This is a genomic window from Sphingobacterium paramultivorum, assembly GCF_014109745.1.
Taxonomy (GTDB): domain Bacteria; phylum Bacteroidota; class Bacteroidia; order Sphingobacteriales; family Sphingobacteriaceae; genus Sphingobacterium; species Sphingobacterium paramultivorum.
Window position 1 is genome coordinate 6,211,204 of sequence record NZ_CP058555.1, and the last position, 18,548, is coordinate 6,229,751.

At 39.4% G+C, this 18,548-nt stretch carries 14 protein-coding genes and 1 tRNA gene; 13 read left to right on the forward strand and 2 right to left on the reverse strand.

All coding sequences use genetic code 11. The features are described from left to right. Positions 1 to 43: 43 nt before the first annotated feature. From HS960_RS25815 to HS960_RS25830, 4 genes are all read left to right on the forward strand, one after another. A complete protein-coding gene (locus HS960_RS25815) occupies positions 44 to 1,012 on the forward strand; it encodes a dimethylarginine dimethylaminohydrolase family protein (protein WP_182330824.1) in 969 nt (322 codons plus the stop codon). A 197-nt stretch (positions 1,013 to 1,209) separates the two neighbouring features. Beyond that, positions 1,210 to 2,094 carry an ABC transporter ATP-binding protein gene (locus HS960_RS25820; RefSeq protein WP_159731739.1) on the forward strand — a complete coding sequence of 295 codons (885 nt, stop codon included), beginning with the start codon at positions 1,210 to 1,212 and terminating at the stop codon, positions 2,092 to 2,094. Further along, on the forward strand, positions 2,087 to 5,731 hold the full coding sequence (locus tag HS960_RS25825; protein WP_182330825.1) for a M1 family aminopeptidase: 3,645 nt from the start codon (positions 2,087 to 2,089) through the stop codon (positions 5,729 to 5,731). The genes HS960_RS25820 and HS960_RS25825 overlap by 8 nt, the downstream gene beginning before the upstream one ends. 234 nt (positions 5,732 to 5,965) lie before the next feature. Further along, entirely contained in the window at positions 5,966 to 8,386 is a 2,421-nt protein-coding gene (locus HS960_RS25830; protein ID WP_182330826.1) for an outer membrane beta-barrel protein, read from the forward strand. Positions 8,387 to 8,440: 54 nt separating this feature from the next. Here HS960_RS25830 and HS960_RS25835 read toward each other — a convergent pair. Then, a tRNA-Ile gene (locus tag HS960_RS25835) sits at positions 8,441 to 8,514 on the reverse strand. A gap of 89 nt (positions 8,515 to 8,603) precedes the next feature. Here HS960_RS25835 and HS960_RS25840 point away from each other — a divergent pair. The 8 genes from HS960_RS25840 to HS960_RS25875 all read left to right on the forward strand — a co-directional run bounded on the left by HS960_RS25840 (position 8,604) and on the right by HS960_RS25875 (position 16,283). Beyond that, positions 8,604 to 9,236, forward strand: coding sequence for an HAD family hydrolase (locus tag HS960_RS25840; RefSeq protein ID WP_182330827.1), 633 nt, complete (start codon positions 8,604 to 8,606; stop codon positions 9,234 to 9,236). A gap of 90 nt (positions 9,237 to 9,326) precedes the next feature. Then, complete coding sequence (gene rpsU, locus HS960_RS25845; protein ID WP_046672133.1) at positions 9,327 to 9,521, forward strand: 30S ribosomal protein S21; 195 nt, start codon at positions 9,327 to 9,329, stop codon at positions 9,519 to 9,521. Between the two features lie 101 nt (positions 9,522 to 9,622). Then, on the forward strand, positions 9,623 to 10,504 hold the full coding sequence (locus HS960_RS25850) for a tyrosine-type recombinase/integrase (protein ID WP_075993932.1): 882 nt from the start codon (positions 9,623 to 9,625) through the stop codon (positions 10,502 to 10,504). A gap of 14 nt (positions 10,505 to 10,518) precedes the next feature. Further along, entirely contained in the window at positions 10,519 to 10,878 is a 360-nt protein-coding gene (gene hpf / locus HS960_RS25855) for a ribosome hibernation-promoting factor, HPF/YfiA family (protein WP_182330828.1), read from the forward strand. Between the two features lie 259 nt (positions 10,879 to 11,137). Beyond that, positions 11,138 to 11,512, forward strand: a complete 375-nt coding sequence (locus tag HS960_RS25860) for a DUF6686 family protein (RefSeq protein ID WP_182330829.1) — start codon at positions 11,138 to 11,140, stop codon at positions 11,510 to 11,512. 373 nt (positions 11,513 to 11,885) lie between these two features. After that, entirely contained in the window at positions 11,886 to 12,413 is a 528-nt protein-coding gene (locus HS960_RS25865; RefSeq protein ID WP_075993930.1) for a ferritin, read from the forward strand. Positions 12,414 to 12,636: 223 nt separating this feature from the next. Next, entirely contained in the window at positions 12,637 to 15,315 is a 2,679-nt protein-coding gene (locus HS960_RS25870) for a TonB-dependent receptor (RefSeq protein WP_227550117.1), read from the forward strand. After that, the gene (locus HS960_RS25875) at positions 15,312 to 16,283 is read left to right on the forward strand and encodes an NAD(P)H-quinone oxidoreductase (RefSeq protein WP_317167960.1); all 972 of its coding nucleotides are present in this window, start codon (positions 15,312 to 15,314) and stop codon (positions 16,281 to 16,283) included. The genes HS960_RS25870 and HS960_RS25875 overlap by 4 nt, the downstream gene beginning before the upstream one ends. Here HS960_RS25875 and HS960_RS25880 read toward each other — a convergent pair. Further along, entirely contained in the window at positions 16,272 to 17,135 is an 864-nt protein-coding gene (locus HS960_RS25880) for an AraC family transcriptional regulator (RefSeq protein ID WP_182330830.1), read from the reverse strand. The two genes, HS960_RS25875 and HS960_RS25880, sit on opposite strands and share 12 nt — an antisense overlap. A gap of 144 nt (positions 17,136 to 17,279) precedes the next feature. Here HS960_RS25880 and fucP point away from each other — a divergent pair, with 144 nt between their 5' ends. Further along, entirely contained in the window at positions 17,280 to 18,545 is a 1,266-nt protein-coding gene (fucP, locus tag HS960_RS25885; RefSeq protein ID WP_182330831.1) for an L-fucose:H+ symporter permease, read from the forward strand. Positions 18,546 to 18,548 lie beyond the last annotated feature (3 nt).

The window sequence follows — 18,548 nt, forward strand, 5'->3', positions numbered from 1 at the left end:
TTTTTTTGATAAAAAAAAGCAAATTGGACTTAAAATCAGTGCTATGATCTTTGTAGAAAATGAGTTTGCCCCTTTAAAGAAAGTTATTCTTACGGTTTCTGAATTTGGCTTTCCGGAAATGATGAAGGTTGAAGATCTTCGGTTTTTATCTTCCACTGCGCTGGAGGGTGACGATGCCAATGCCGGAAAAGATTTTGGAGAAGTGTATCCCGAATTGCAAAAGGCATGGGAACAAGAGCGCCATAATTTTGCTTTGCTGTTGGAGAAATATGGCGTTGAAGTGTTGCGGCCACGTAACCTAACAACACTTGAAAAAGTGTCCGGAGGAGAACACGGTTATTCTAATTTCTTTGTCCGTGACCCATTTTTCACCATCGGAAATGCCGTTATTGAGGGGTCAATCCGTTTTATGCAGCGGCGCAATGAAATATGGCCCATTCGCGATCTGTTGGAACGTGAAGTTTATCAAAGTGACTGCCTTTATGTGGCAGCGCCAAGACCCGCCATGGCGGAGCAGGAGGAATTGGCCTTATGGCATGGCCCTTTTCTAGAAGGAGGCGACATCCTGGTATACGGTAAACATATTTTTGTCGGCAACTCTGGGCTTTCTTCAAACAGCCTTGGGATTAAGTGGCTCTCTAAACTATTACAGCCTTATGGTTATCAGGTTGAAGAAGTGAAACTTCATCCTAATATACTTCATTTGGACTGTGCACTAGGACTGATCCGCGAAGGATTGATGATCGTTTGTGGGGAAGCGCTACCCTATGGGATACCCCAAAAACTGAAAACATGGGACAAAATTGTGGTCAATTTGAATGAGGCGAGCTTGCTAGCAACGAATGGTCTACCTATTAATCCGACAGTCTATGTGACAGATCCTGTGTTTGGCTATATTGGAGATAAGCTCTCCGCTTGTGGTGTCCATGTTGAATACGTTGATTTCCAGATCAGCCGTAGTTTTGGCGGATCCTTTCGATGTAGTACACAGCCATTATTGCGAAGTTTTTAGTAGATCTTTTAATGCTATCTGAGCCGCTTGGAGACTCATCTTTTTAGGGTATTTGTCCAAAAGCAAAAACAGTTTTTTTGCCTGCAGATGTGTCTATTGGAAGCCTTTCATTTTCGTTTGTTTTTAACTTTTACTATCTTGATGTAACATATCATTGTTTTGGTATACTAACATATTATTAACAGTTAAAATAAATTATGAATTTATCCATAGAAACCCTTAGTAAGACCTATTCTAATGGGGTGAAAGCTTTAGACAGTGTAAACTTAGAAATTAAGCCTGGGATGTTTGGCTTGTTGGGACCCAATGGAGCAGGTAAGTCTTCTTTAATGCGGACAATTGCGACACTTCAGAAACCCGACAGTGGCCGTATTACTTTTGGTGATATTGATGTACTCAAAAATCAGCTCGATTTGCGGAAAGTTTTGGGTTATTTGCCACAGGAATTTGGTGTTTATCCCAATCTCTCTGCATCAGATCTGCTGCAATATTTTGCAAAGCTTAAAGGAATTAAATCGAAAGCCGATCGGGATGCCATTATCAATCGTGTTCTTGAGGTAACCAATCTTTGGGACGTGCGCAATAAAAGCGTAAGTGGTTACTCGGGCGGGATGAAGCAACGTTTTGGTATTGCGCAATTGTTGCTGAATGATCCCAAGTTAATCATTGTAGATGAACCGACTGCAGGGCTTGACCCCGCGGAAAGACATCGTTTTTTGAACGTTCTACGGGAGATAGGTACAGATCATACCGTCATTTTTTCTACACATATTGTGGATGATGTGCGTGAACTGTGTCATGAGTTGGCCATTCTGAATGGGGGAAAGATTCTTTTGAGAGGCACTCCTAAAGAATCCATCGATCAATTGGATGGTAAGATCTGGGTACGTATCATCAGTCGGGATCAACTGGATGAGTATACACAAAAATACAACGTTATTTCAACCAATTACAATCAGGACAACACACTCAATATTCGGGTGTACAGCGATGCGCGTCCTGATGAATCATTTGTGAACGCTCAAGGCCAATTGGAGGATGTCTATTTTGTAGCGCTAAAAAATGATCAACGCCATGTTTAAAGCCATCTTCCATTTTGAGTTTGCGCGTTGGTTTAAGAGTTCTGCCGTCTACATCTATATGGCACTCTTCTTTGCGCTTTCGTTGTTCATTATGCTGTCTTCGCTCGGTATTTTTGATGGTATAACGGCAACGACTTCGTCCAATACAATTATGAATTCTCCTTGGGCGATTAATGGCATGGTTAATGGCATGTCGACTATTATCTATTTTTTGATACCGTCCATCGTTGGAGCCTGCGTCTACCGGGATTTTCAATACCAGGTGCATACGATACTTTTCAGTTACCCTTTCTCAAAAACGGACTATCTACTCGGTAAATTCTTTGGATCAGTAGCTGTTGTATTGGTTATTGTATTTGCTTCAACCTTGGGGATTATCGTCGCACAATTTGTGCCGGGTATCAATCAATCCTTATTGGGGCCGATTCATGTTTGGGCGTATTTACAGACCTATCTTGTACAGGTTATCCCGAATCTCATTATTTTTAGTGCAATTATCTTTGTGCTGGTAACATTGACACGAAACGTATACGTTGGTTTTGTCGCGGTGTTGATCCTTATTATTCTTCAGGTGCTGGTTCAGAATTTGGCGAACAACATGGACAATCGTTTTGTGGGGGCATTGATAGATCCTTTTGGGGATAGTGCCATCTCATACTATACCCAATACTGGTCTCCAGATGAGAAGAATGTCAACAATCTTCCCTTTACCGGAGCTGTTATTTATAACCGGTTAATATGGCTCGCTGTCGCAGCCTTATTCATTGGCGGGTTTTATATGTTGTTTTCTTTTTCACAACATTCGATTTCCTTTAAATCATCGAAAAAAGGAGTCCGTTTAACCAAAAATAACTTTGATAGTATCTTTAAAATCAATCTACCTAAAGTAAACTATGATTTTTCGACCTTTCATTATTTGAAAACAACATGGACAATGGCGCGATACGACTATCGCTATATCGTCAAAAATCCGGTGTTTTTAATATTGACTTTAGTAGGGGTATTGTTTATTATCTTGATGGCAAGCACCATTGGCTCGATATTCGGAACGTCGACTTATCCGGTGACCTGGAAAATGCTGATGATCCCGGGGACTACATTTAAGTTTTTCCTGCTGATCCTGACGTTTCTTTTTACAGGACTTCTTGTCCACCGCGGAAGCATTACGCGGATGGGGGGATTGTTAGATACAACAGCGACGCCCAACTGGGCTTTTATGGGATCGAAGATTATCGCAATTCTTTTGATGCAATTGACTTTGCTAGCCGTTGTGATTGCGACCTGCATGGGCTTCCAGGTGTACCATCACTATTATAATTTTGAAATTGGACAATATGTGATGCATCTGATGGTGTATAGTATGCTGTCAAATTTGGTTTGGCTGTTTATTTCACTTTTTGTACATACGCTTTTCAAAAATTACCTGGCTGGATTTTTTGTGTTATTGACCCTCTTTATTGGATTACCATTTTTATCCATGGTCGGTGTAGAACAGGAGATCTATCAGTTTAACCAGGGGCCAGATCTGGATTACTCGGATATGGATGGATTCGGCTATGTTCTTCCATTTTTAACGTATCGGGTCTATTGGCTGCTTTTTGCGGTGTTTTTTGCCGTTATCGCCCTGCTGTTATGGCGAAGAGGCGGTTTTTCGGGAGTTCGGGAGCGATGGAGTATTTTTAAGGCGAATTTAGGGCCGGTAACAACGGCAATGCTCATTTTTGCCATTGTGGGCTTTATTGGCATCGGTGCTGCAATATATTACGAAAACCACATTAAAAATCCATATTATACCAGTTTGGATCACGAAAAACAGACTGTTGAATGGGAAAAAAAATATAAGAAATATCAGTACAGGCCGCAGCCCCGTGTCGTGGATATTAAGTTTAATCTGGATATTTTTCCCGATACGCGAAGTTTTAAAGCGCATGCGGACTATGTATTAAAAAATAAGACCAATACGCCTATTGATTCTATTTTTGTCAATTACAATAATTACGATTATACATTTTCTTTAAGTGTGCCGAATAAGCTGATCTCTGCCGACGATAAATATAATTTCAACATTTATAAACTCGAGAAGCCGATGGCTCCGGGCGATTCTATTGTGTTGAAATTTAGTACTGTTAGTCCGGCCAATACCTGGATAAATGAAAAATCGCCTGTGAAGGGCAATGGTACATTTATCAACAATATGCTTTTTCCGAATATAGGCTATCTTGACCGGGGCGAGTTGGTAGATAATGATGTCCGCAAAAAGTATGGACTTCCGTATCGCGATAGAATGGCTCCGCAGACTGACAAAAGGGCTCTGCAGAATAACTATATATCCAACGATGCCGATTGGATCCGTTTTGAAGCTACAGTAAGTACGGCCAAGAATCAGTTGGCTATTGCTCCGGGCTATCTCACAAAACAATGGGAAAAAGATGGTCGTAAGTACTATCAATATAAAATGGATTCGGAAATCCTGAACTTTTTTGCTTTTAATTCGGCCGAATATGAAGTCAAAAAAGATAAGTGGAACGGGGTAAATTTGGAGATTTATTACCATAAAGGACATACCTATAACCTCGATCGGATGATGGCTTCCAGTAAGGCTTCTTTGGCTTACTATACGAAAGAATACAGTGCTTACCCGCATAGACAATTGCGTATTATTGAATTTCCGCGTACAGCGGGAACTTTCGCGCAGTCCTTTGCAAATACAATTCCTTTTTCCGAAGCGATCGGTTTTATTGCTGATGTCAATGAGAAGAAGGAAGATGCGGTAGATTATCCCTACGCGGTAACAGCCCATGAGATTGCACATCAGTGGTGGGCACATCAAGTGGTAGGAGCCAATGTGCAGGGGGCTACATTGATGTCCGAAAGTATGTCTGAATATTCATCGCTCAAGGTTTTGGAAAAAAGATATGGCAAAGGGCAGATGCGTAAGTTCCTCAAAGATGCGCTCGATGGCTATTTACAGGGACGAAGTGCCGAAAAGCTAGGTGAAAAGCCGTTGATGTATAATGAAAATCAAATGTATATCCATTACCAAAAGGGATCCCTGGTACTTTATGCCTTGAGCGATTATCTGGGGGAGGATCTTTTTAACAGGACAGCCCAGTCTTATTTACAACGTACAGCGTTTCAAAACCCACCGTATACAACTTCATCAGAGTTTGTAGATAGTTTTAGACAGGCGACTCCTGACTCATTACGTTACCTGATTAAAGATATGTTTGAAACGATCACCCTGTATAACAATAAAATAGAAAAAGTAAGTTCTAAAAAACTTAAGAATGGTAATTACCAGGTTGATATCCAATTTGAAGTTTCCAAGTACCGCGTAGATGGCAATGGGAAAAAGAGTTACAATGACAAAGGTGGACAGCCGCTGTCCTTTAAGAAATCAGATCGTGTGACCCTGAAATCATTGCCATTGGCAGACTATATCGAGGTAGGTGTTTTCTCGGATAAGAAAAGCAAAGACGGTAATAAACTTCAGGAGCTTTATCTAAAAAAGCATAAAATCGATCGAATCAACAATACGATGACGTTAGTTGTTGATCAAAAACCCGAACAGGTAGGTATAGATCCTTACAATAAATTGATCGATATTGAATCGGACGATAATCGAAAGGAAATATAAGGAGAGCCCGGCATAAAAAAATCCCCATCATGCGATGGGGATTTTTTTTATTGATTCCGCTCTTGCGCGAGCATAAAATAGTAGGAGTTGAACAGAAGTCTTGCGTTTTGAAGTGGCAGGATTATGATTTTCATTGATAAAATAAGACCTTGAATTTGCCGAAAAATAATACATTTGTTGGTTTGTATATACAATTGAAATATTTCATTAAATAAAACCTTTACCAAATAAACCATGCTTGTCATACGATTTGTTTTTGCTATTCTATTGTTGTCTACCGGGACAGCGTCTGCACAGTCCAAGATTTCCGGGAGAGTTGAAAATACTTCACAGAATGTCGTGCCGTCCGCAACTGTGATTTTAAAAAGACTCGAGGGGGAATTAAAGGTCGCGATGCAGTCTGACAGCAATGGAACATTTCAATTTGCGCATTTGGGAAAAGGACAATATACGGTGACCGTTACGGGAGTGGGGTATGAGCCCTACTATGCACAGTATGCCATTCATGGCGATACAACTATTGTCGTTCGTCTCAAAGCCGATGAAAGACGTCTGGCAGAGGCCAACGTGACAGGAAGCAAAGCGTTGGTTGAGCGATCGACAGAAAAGGTAGTCTATAATATAGGAAGTAGTATTACGGCAACGGGGGGTGATGCTTTACACGCTGTTTCTCAATTATCGGGCGTAAGAGTTATTAATAATGAAATAACCGTTGTAGGCAAAGGAATTACGAGGATTATGATCAATAATCGTCTTGTCCAATTGCAGGGGGAGGAGCTTATAAACTATTTGAAAACATATGCGGCAAATCAGATTTCAAAGATCGAGTATATTGCTCAACCATCTGCTCAGTATGAAGTAGACGGCAATGCAGGATTGATCAATATTATCACCAAGCAGCATAAAACGGAAGGCTATTCAGGAAATATTCAGCTTGCTTCAAAATATTACGTTCCCGGGGAGTCTACTATTTCTGGGATGAAGACTTTTGGAGATGTTAGTGTAAGCGCCAATTTAGCTTACAACTGGAAGAAATGGTCCTTTTACGGAAGTATTAACCATACCCGGGGACGCGTTTTGGAAGGATTTCAATTTGATATCTATTATCCGCGACAGCATTGGCAACAGCTCGATACCGGTGCCTATAACCACAATGCCACCACCGCACTGCTTGGAATTGACTATAAGGTTAACTCTTCCGTTACGGTTGGAGTTTCTTATTCGGGTGGACGCGACCGGTATGACGGCGGAGATAATGTGCGTAATCCAATCTATAACAAAAGCGGGGCTCTTGATTCTCTGTTAACAACAAAAGCACATTATCATCCAGTGGCGTTACCAGCTTCGCTCAATACGTATGCAGATGTTAAATTGGATACCATGGGGCGACAGCTTTTATTGAATGCTGATTTTTTGAACTACTATCGGAATGATGTGTCTGATTTTGAAAGTAATGCTTTCGATGGTAATGGAAATTATAAACCTGCAAGTAAGGTTGCTTATTTTGATCAAAATAAACAGAATATTAAAATCTACACATTCAGAGCCAACGTAGATTGGCCTACGCCGTTTGCAACGCTCAGTTTTGGGAGCAAGTTGAGTTTTATTAAGGAGTACAGTAATGCTTTCTATTACAATAAAACGGACAATGGACTGGTTTATAATACCGATCTCAGCAATGAATTTGACTATCGGGAGAATACGCAGGCCTTTTATGGTCTTATGAGCAAAAACATGGACAAATGGAAAGTGCAATTGGGCTTAAGAGCCGAACTTACACAAACAAAAGGGTATTCCTATACCTTGGATAGGCAGACTGATAAAAATTATGTTAAGCTTTTCCCGAAAGTATTGGTGACTTATACTGCAAATCCTGAAAACAGCTTTTCTTTTACTGTCGGTAGACGTATTAATAGACCTTCATTTTGGAATTTGAATCCATTTAAATCCTTATATACGGCATATAGCTACGGTGAAGGAAATCCTTACTTACAACCTGAATACACGTTTAATGGGGAATTAACGCATGTCTATAAATCGATTTTCCGAACCAGTCTTTTTGCCAATCGAACCGAAAATGGATTTATGAATGTCACTGTCGTTCGTCCTGATACGAATTTGGTTTATACAAAACCGATTAATTTTCTGACAAGCACGCGGTTCGGTATTACCGAAGCAATATCATTCAGACCGACTGCTTATTGGGAGACAAATCTGTTGATGAGTCTCTATCATACAACTGCTAACTCATCTTTAGCTTATATAAAAAATGTGAGCGCTCTTGGCGCCTATGTATCTAATACCAATACTATATACTTGAATCGAAGTAAGACGGTTGGTGCGGCCATCAATTTTTGGTATCAGTTTCCGGAAATTGACCATATCGGAAAAACAATGCGTTATTATAAATTGGATTTGGGTATAAAGGCTACTACGGCCAATAAAAAGTGGGATATGGCATTAAATCTCAATGATGCTTTTAGAAGTAGTGCAATGGCGTATGCTTATACCGTAAATGATATTAAACAGACTTTTACAAACTTTCAGATTATCCGATATTGGCAATTGAGTATTGGATACCGTTTCGGCAAGGGAAAGGAGAATAGCAGTTCCAGAACGTCGGGCAACGAAGAGGAGCGAGGACGGGTGCATTAGGGGATTAAACAAAAAAGTCGCTTTTCTATATAGAAAAGCGACTTTTTTGTTCTGTGCTCCCACCTGGGCTCGAACCAGGGACCAAAAGATTATGAGTCTTCTACTCTAACCAACTGAGCTATAGGAGCAGGTCTTTTGTTTTGTCAATTTAAACAGCCGTTGTGCCGTTTTGACGATGCAATTATCGATATTTGTATCGATATTTCAAAATAATTCGATGGAAAAAATTAAAAATATTGTTCTTGATTATGGGAATGTGATCTTTATGATCGACTTTGTAAAACTGAAAGATGCTTTTACTCAGTTAGGTATAGAAAATGTTGATGCCGTATTTGGACATCATGGTCAAAGTTCACTTTTTGATAATTTTGATAAAGGAAAAATTGATTCGACGCAATTTCGTGAGGGGATAAGAGAATTAACCCAAAATCCAGCACTGACGGACGCCCAGATTGATACGGCCTGGAACAGTTTACTGATCGGTGTACCACAGGGTAATCATGAGATTTTAGTCCAGTTGAAAGATCGATACCGTACCTTTTTGTTAAGTAACAACAATGCAATTCATTATGCCTATTGTATGAATGATATTCATGAGAAATATGGTGTTGCCGACAATGAAGGTTTTTTTGAAAAAACCTATTATTCCCATTTAGTAGGGATGCGCAAACCAGATGCGGAGATTTTTGAATTGGTCATGCAAGAACAACAATTGGATCCCGCGGAGACTTTATTTATTGATGATAGTCCTCAACATCTGGCGACAGCAAAACAATTGGGCTGGCATACGGCGCTGTGTACCAAGGAGAAACCGTTGCGAGCTTTATTGGAAGAATTCGAATTGTTATAAAAAATAATTTTGTTTTCCTTTTTAAAAATAAATAGCTTACCTTTGTCCCACTTTAAATTTAAAAGCGGCGAAAGGAGGTATATATAACGCATGATTATCGTAAATGTAAAAGAAGGAGAATCTTTAGATAGAGCATTGAAACGTTTCAAAAAGAAATTCGAGAAAACTGGAGTTTTAAGAGAGTTACGTTCACGTCAAGCTTACGAAAAGAGATCTGTAACTCGTCGCATTCAAGTGAAAAAAGCGATTTACAAACAATCTTTGAATCAAGATGTAGCTAACTAATTGATTCGCTGATAATTTTAAAATATAAAGGGAAAAGCATTGCTTTTCCCTTTTTTTTGTGCTTTTAAGTTTGTAATTTAAGCTATATAGCGAGGGAAAATATGTTGGAAAAGGAGTTTATTCGGTTTTTGCAGATTGAAAAAAGGTATTCAGAACATACGGTTATTGCCTATAAGCATGAGCTGGAGATGTTCCAATCTTTTTTGGATCGTGAGGGACTGACTGTGCCGGATATCGTATATCGTGATTTACGCCATTATTTCGCACAAATGGTAGAGTCGGGAAAAAATGCAAGTTCAGTCAACCGGAGTATGTCTTCAATGCGAACTTATTTTAAATTTTTGCAAAGAGAAGAGTGTATCGCGAAAAATCCCATGACGCTCATTAAAGCGTTAAAAACTGCTAAAAAACTACCTGTAGTCGTTGAAAAGGAAAAGCTGGTGCGTTTATTGGATCAGATGGGACAGGAGCAGGATGGATTTGAATCCTGTCGCGATTATATGGTTATGGAATTGTTGTTCGGTACCGGGATTCGCTTGGCCGAATTGTTGAAAATTAAGGAACAGGATATCGATTTTTTTAATAAAAATATTCTTATATTAGGTAAAAGGAACAAAGAACGCTTGGTTCCGATCAATAATCTTTTATTGAAAGAATTGAAAAACTATTTGCAACAAAAGGCGACGCAATTTGTTGATACTAATAACAGCTTACTAATCGTTACGAAAGAAGGAAAGCCGGCATATGCCAAGCTGATCTATGATATTGTACATCGGCAATTGACGCTGATTTCTACTCAAGGTAAGAGAAGTCCTCATATTTTGAGGCATACTTTCGCAACGGCCCTGTTGGACAATGGGGCGGATTTAAATGCAATTAAAGAGCTGCTGGGGCATGCAGGGCTTGCGGCAACACAAGTGTACACGCATAACTCAGCAGAACGATTGAAGTCAATTTATAAACAAGCTCATCCAAAAGCTTAAAAAAAGGAGGAAAAATGAACATTACTGTGCAATCCATTCGATTTAATGCTGATCAAAAGCTAATCGAGTTTATCAAAAAGAAAACAGGAAAATTGGAGCAGTTTTTGGATTCCATCATTGGTGGCGAATGCTACCTGCGATTGGAAAATGTCGATGATGAGGCAAATAAAATTTCAGAAATTAAATTGAATATCCCCGGAAGCCAGCTTTTTGCGAAGGGACAAGCGAAGAGTTTTGAGGAGGCGACAGATATTGCTGTAGAATCCTTGCGTAGGCAGATTAACAAACATAAAACAAAGACGAAAAATACAGTTGTCAATGGTCGTAATGAAGTTCTTGCTATCGAGGAAGAAGAGGAAGAAGAATACGATTAATAACTATTAAAATATAGATGTAAATATAGGAGGTCAGTAGCAACTGACCTCCTTTTTTTGTAACTGGCTCTTGTTATTGACCAAAAGGAAACTTCGGTGGGTTTTCAGCGCTAATGGTGTCTGCCAATCATGATAAATTCATTTCGCACGACTCGCTGAAAGGCTTATTTATATTAAATCAAAATAATCTTCTGTTTTACTTGGATTGATTATAAATAATATTTATTTTTGATCGATTTAAATGATAAGGGAAATAGAAATGTCAGAATTGGTTTGTCCGTTAGCAAATGTTGAGGAAGTTTTTTCAACCACAGCAGGTACAGTCTATCAATGTAGCCGCAAAAATTGTTTCTGGTTGGAATATAATAATGAAACCACCTCTTTCTCGGTATCGGATTTTTTGAAGTTTAAGAAACGTATCGATGGGATTGATGTTGAGCACATGCTTCACGATACAACACGTTCATCGGATTTTGAAATCATCATGCCTTTCCGTACGGAAAGATGTTTCATCTTAGCTGTAGAGGAAGTACTTCAGTTGCGCGAATTGTTAGATGGCGCTAAATTTATGATGGAATTGAATAGCGTCGTCAGAACTTGTTTGCAGGTTTCGCCATTTGCAGTTTTTGCATAAGGCTATACATATAAACGAATTGAAAGAGCGGTGTACATCTATGGTGTACACCGCTTTTTGTTTGGAAAGACCTTATTTAATTTTAATTTAAATAAGTGTCAATGAGGCCGTCCTCTGGTTTTATTGACATTCAATGATTTTTAGGCCTTTAAGCCACTTATTGTTTTAATTTATCGCTTATTGAAAGTATCAATATTACGTATTTGTAATTGTATTGATTCTAAACAAGTTGCGGTTTCCATGTCTAATTTAGACTGAATTTGTATTGCATATTCTTGATACAGATTTTGAAGATCTACTGTATCTTTGTAATGTAATCAGGTGATAATGTGTTTCACCTGTTGATGTTTTAGAAATTAAACTTAAGGTAAATATGAAAGATTTATTGAAATTAAAATCTTCTTTGAAAGAAGAGATCGAAAATATATTGAATGCACAGATTAAAGTTGAAGCTCATTCTTCAGCGTTATATTTGGCAATGTCTTCATGGTGTGATGATCAAGGTTTGGAAAATGCTTCAGAATTTTTTGCGAAACAATCCAACGAAGAGCGCGAGCACATGTTGAAGCTTTTCAATTATATCAACAACCGCGGTGGTCGTGCAATTTCTCCGGAAGTTACAGGTATCCCGCAAGATTTTGAATCGTTCCGTGGCGTTTTTGAACAAACATTGGAACAAGAGATGTTTGTTACTGAACAGTTCAACAACATCGCCGATAAATGTGCTAAAGCGAAGGATTATGTTACTTTTAATTTTGTACAATGGTTCTTGGAAGAGCAAGTAGAAGAGGAGTTTGTTGCAAGACGTATCCTTGAGTTGTTCGATGTGATTGGTGAAGACGGTACTGGTCGTTGGGAAATTGATAAACACCTCGTTAAGGTTGCCTTTGCGGGTGAATAATAAATTGTAAAAAATAGTGTAAAAAACGAGCTGTTGAGAAAACAGCTCGTTTTTTTATATACAAAATCACAACTTTTTACGTTAATAGCTTAAGAATTCTTATATTGAATTGTATTATTGCAAAGTCTATTTGATGGAACTAAGGGGCGGGAATATTATCCGGTTAGTACTTTTTTTAGCTATAACGAACTTGTTTTTTTTACCCAAAAGCGCTTTAGGGCAGGTGTCAAAAAAAGAAGTTTATGGAATTGTTGTAGATACTGCAGGAAGACCCTTAAATGGCGTCAGTGTTCATCTGACGAGTTCTCGCGATACCTTGTTCTCATCCACTTCGGCAACAGGTTATTTTCATTTTAGTCGTGTACTCGGTAATGATATTCGTATTAGCTGTAGCCAGCTGGGCTTAAGTATATTGGAGCGCAGTTATCCCTTGTACAATAGCACGACAGCTAAATTGGATGTTGGAAAATTGACCATGTTTCCCCATGTGTCTCTTTTAAAAGAAGTTGTTGTACTAAAATATAAACCCATAGTATATAAGCAGGATACTGTTCAATTTAACCTGGATGCTTTTCAATTTGATCGTCGGGCACTCTTAGAAGAGGCTCTTAAAGCATTGCCCAATATACAGGTGTCCCGTGATGGTTCTGTCTATGCCTTCGGTAAACCCATATCCTCTGTTAAGGTGGATGGAAAAAAATTTTTTGGTGGCGATGTGCTCACCGCTACACGTAATCTTCCTGCAGATTTTGTGAAAAGTGTACAGGTTATTGATTTTTATGGTGATGAGGCGACGGCAAAAGGAATTAAAAGTACTGAATCCGAAAAAGTCCTGAATATCGTGCTCAAAGATGATAAGAAGAAAATTACTTTTGGTCAAGCCACGCTTGGCGGTGGTTCGGTAGATCGTTATTTGGGAAGTGCTGGACTGAATCGTTTCAATGACGGTAAAGAGTACTCTGTTATCGCATCGGTGAATAATACGAATACCAATCTCTTTTCTTTCGGCTCTCCCAATGGAGGGGAGCGGGAACGGGAAATGGGCGAGCTAGCCGACTTTGCGGATCCAACGGATGGGGTCAATAAAATCGGATCTGTCGGGGGGAGTTTCTCTAGTCCGCTTTCTAAAACGGTAACAGCAAGCGGTAAGTATTCCTTTACGCAGCGCAATAATTATATCCAGGGAAATTCCTTATTGCAATCGATATATGGATACGGCAAAGCAGCGAATAATTTGATTAGTAATTATGAAGACTACAAGATAAAATCAATCGATCGTATACATAAAATGGACTGGGATTTTGATATGAAGCTGTCGCCCAAAGATCAGCTTAAAATATCGCCCAAACTATCTTGGACCAATTCGACCAGCAATACGTTAAAAGATAGAAGGATCCAAAATAATCGGTTGAGTAGTACGGGAAACTATGGTGCGGCCAATAGTACAGAAAGTCCTGCAGCGGCTTTAGATCTTTTTTACGTGCGAAGTTTTACTAAACCGGGGCGGAAAGTACTTTATACATTGCATACGGATTTTAATTCCCTGGATAAAGATGAGGAAGTGCGCGATTTTAATAGAGCGATTGACAGCAGCACGAACGTGCCAAAAATAACAGAGACTTATCTGAATCAAATGGTCCGTTCCAGCAATGAGAATAAAAATATCCAAAGTCGGTTGTCGTTGGTGGAGCCTGTTGATTTAGGTGGTACCTTGGAGATCAATTACGATTTCGACTATACCAAGATTGATGCTCGCCGCTCCACGTTTGATAATAACAATAATTTTAACAACGGCCCCATACTGGTAGACTCCCTTAGTTTGAAGTACGACTATTCCTTTGCTAGCAATAAAGTTGGCATGATTTATCGGCAAGATTTAAGCGAAAAAGTGAAAGTGAACTTCGGTTTTGCTGTTCAGCCTTCCGAATTAACGGGAAGCTCAACGGACAAACTGATAAAAACCTCCTATTCAAATGTTAACCTCGTACCTTCTGCTGGATTGAAATGGAAGTTTACCAAAGAAGAGGATCTTTCCATGGACTATTATGGACGTAATAACCAGCCTAGCTTCTATCAGATACAGCCTGTGGTGGATAATACCAACACACAAAATATTGTGATCGGAAATAAGGATTTGAAATCCGAATTTGCACATAGTATTGTTTCAAAGTATCGGAAGTCCATTACACGAAGGGGGCAATATTTAGAAGCCAGTCTGGCTTTTAACTTGGTAAATGACAAGATTGTAGCAAACCGGACAATTGAACCCAATTCAACGATACAGAAAACGACTTATCGCAATACAGAAGGTTATTATGATATTAAGAGCTATTATTTGTTTACAGCTTCTTTATTGTCGGATAATTTGCAGATGAGCTTGAATGGTAATGCAGATTATTACAACAATATTTCCTATGTCAATGATAAAAAGAGCTTTGGCGGGCACTTTTTGTTTACACAGGCTCTTCAATTCCGCTATACCTGGAGTGATATCTTTGAAGCCGAATTAAATGGAAACTATTCTTTAAACAGGGCGACATTTGACTGGCCTGTACAAGATAATATCACGGCGCATTCCGGGATTGTTGGTTTGGGATCTAAAGCTTATTTAGGGAAACATTTTACCATGGGCCTTGAGCTTTCTCAAAAATTTAATGCGGGTTATTCGAGCTCATGGAACAATATTAATCCGACGATAATCAATGCGTATATGGAATATACTTTTGGAAGGAATAACTTGGGTATGTTGAGATTTCAGGGATTCGATCTGATGAATCAGAATACTGGTATTTCACGTGCCGTGGTGGGAAATGATATTTTAGATGTTCGGAACAATCGTTTGGCTCGTTATTTTATGCTTTCGCTCAATATAAGATTACAGAAATACCCAAAAAAATCATGATGAAGGCCGTTATTATTACTGAACCGGGTGGACCGGAAGTTTTGGAAGTCCACGATGTGGAGATGCCGCAGATCGGTGAACTTGAAGTTTTGGTGGAAGTAAAGGCTGCAGGAGTGAATAGACCTGATGTCTTTCAGCGTAAAGGCAACTATCCGGCACCAGCCGGTGTGGATGCGCGAATACCGGGATTGGAAATAGCAGGGATTGTAGTCGCTAAAGGGAAGGATGTGGTCGATTGGGCTATTGGTGATCGTGTATGTGCGCTTGTTGCCGGTGGGGGCTATGCTTCCTATGTGAAAGTCTATCAGGGACATTGTTTACCTATTCCCGACCATTTGGGTTTTGCGGAGGCAGCTTCGCTGCCCGAGACCGTTTTTACGGTATGGGACAATGTCTTTCGAAGGGGAAAGTTGCAGGCTGACGATCATTTTTTGGTGCACGGTGGTGCTGGTGGGATTGGCAGTACGGCCATTCAGTTAGCGACCTTGTTTGGTGCGGTAGTATATACGACAGTCAGCTCATCTGAAAAGGCTAGCTTTTGTAAATCATTGGGAGCCAGCAAAACAATAAATTATAAAACGGAGGATTTTCTGGAGGCGCTGAAGCCTTTGGGTGTTGATGTTATTTTAGACAGTATTGGCGGATCATATTTTGAGAAAAATATAAACCTATTGAACCCTGATGGCCGGTTGGTTTACATTAATGCGATGGAAAGCGCAAGAGTCGAGTTAAACTTGCTCAAATTAATGCAGAAACGGATTGTTTTAACGGGAAGTACACTGCGGGCGAGAGACCGTGAATTTAAGCAAGTGCTACGGGATGATATCTGGTCTCAAGTATGGCCGAAGCTTAGCGCTGGCGATTTCAAACCTACTTTATACCGTGTGCTTCCTTTTGCGGAAGCTGCTGAAGCCCATCGATTGATGGAAGATTCAAGCTTATTGGGTAAAATCGTCTTAAGTTTTTGATCGCTGAAAGCTGAGCGGTGTAGTGCCAGTTACATTTTTGAAGTATTTATGGAAGCTCGAAAAGTTTTGAAAACCTGATTCAAAGCAGATCTGCTTCACCGTCTGTTTGTTTTCTATTAATAAATTGCAGGCTGTCTTCACACGCATTTCGATCAGAAACTGAAAGAGTGTTTTTCCGATTTGTGATTTGAAATAACGGCAGAACGAATTGGGGGTCATTCCCGTTAGGGAAGCAAGTTCCTGAAGTCGTATCTGGTCGCGATAATTTTCACCGATATATTGCATGGCAATCTGCATACGGTTGGCGTCCTGATCTTGCAGCTGGATGGTAAAAGTGGGGCTCGTTAACAGGTCATGTTGTTCTTCGGCCGAAATAAATTCTAAGATTTCTAATAAATGAATAATACGTGTGGTACCTGTTGCTGCCAAGATAGCGTCAATTAATTGCACAGTTTTTAGTCGGCTGCTCTCCAATAATGAAATGCCTCTTTTGGATAAACGTATAAGATCTTTGATGGATTTATTTTCAGGTAAATTAATGAAATCATTTCCCCAAAAGTTTTCCTTAAAATGAAGAACACGAATATCTGCACTTTCTGCTTCTTCCTCTTGAAGATAAATTTCGTCAAATAACCAATAGTGAGGCAGGTTTGAACCAACAAGGGTAATATCGCCTGATTCAAAGCGCCGGACGCTATCGCCAATAAATTGGGTGCCTGAGCCTTTGGCAAAATAAATTAATTCCAGTTCTTCATGGTAATGCCAAAGATTATGGTATTGGGGCGTATTGTCTCTTCTCGCGTTGAACGAATGCTCAAGATTGCTATTTAAATGAAGCAGCTGTGCTTTCATAATTATGAAATATATGCAGTAAAGTTACATAATTCAGTTTAGCTATGGTAATATAGCTTAATAATTTGATAATATACTTGAATATTGTCTAGCATTTTTAAGCTTATTTTACATTAAATAACTACTTATAACCATTTGAAAAATATGACGAATAAAAAGAGTTACGCATTTGCCTTGATTTTGGTGACATCCTTGTTCTTTTTTTGGGGATTTATTCATAACCTCGATCCAATCTTAATTCCGCATTTGAGGAATGCGTTTAGTTTATCCCATTTCCAGGCTTCCTTAGTCGATTCGGCTGTATTTATCGCTTATTTTGTGATGGCGATTCCTGCTGGAATTATTATGAAAAGATACGGCTATAAAGCCGGTATTTTGATCGGATTGATCTTTTTTGCCATTGGCTGTTTCCTTTTTGTACCTGCGGCCAATACGATAAGTTATGTTTTCTTTTTGGGGGCTTTGTTCGTTGTAGCCTGTGGTCTTACCATTCTGGAAACTGCAGCAAATCCGTATGTCGCGATTTTGGGAGATCCAGCTTCGTCGGCACAACGACTTAATTTTGCGCAGTCCTTTAATGGGTTAGCGGCCTTTGTTGCTCCGATTTTTGGGGGAAAATTTATTTTATCCCATGAACCCAAATCACAGGAAGAACTGGCGCAAATGGCTGAACAGGCAAAAATGGCATATATTCAGTCGGAAACAGCTGCTGTGAAATTGCCTTATGTGGTACTAGGGATATTGATTTTATTGATTGCTGCTTTGTTTTTCTTTACTAGATTACCTGATATCAAAGATGCTGAGGAAGAAGGTAGAGCCGGTTTTTTCCATGCATTGCGTCATAAAAATGTGCGTTGGGCAGTGGTGGCTCAATTTTTCTATGTGGGAGCGCAAGTTTGTATTTTAAGCTTCCTCGTATTATATGCAACAGAAGCTGCCGGTATATCAGGTAAGGATGGTGCCGATTATGCTGGGTTCGCTGGATTGGCTTTTATGTTGGGCCGGTTTATCGGTACATTTTTTATGCGTTTTGTGTCAGCATCCAAGCTCCTGATCATCTATTCCGCTATAGCGATCTTTCTATCCCTATTTGTCATCTTCGGATCAGGTATTCAGACCCTATATGCGCTGATTGGCATTGCATTTTTTATGTCCATTATGTTTCCGACGATATTCGCATTTGGTGTACAAGGTATCGGTGCCGATACCAAATCTGCTTCTAGTTTGATCGTCATGTCTATTGTTGGTGGTGCTTTATTGCCTCCAATATTGGGTTTTATCTCCGATAAAACGGGACATTTCCAATATGGCTATTTTGTACCATTGGTTTGTTTTATTGTTGTCTTGTTGTTTGCTTTCCAAAATAGAAATGTCAGTATTGCGGAAACGGAAAATCTTAAATCACATTAATTA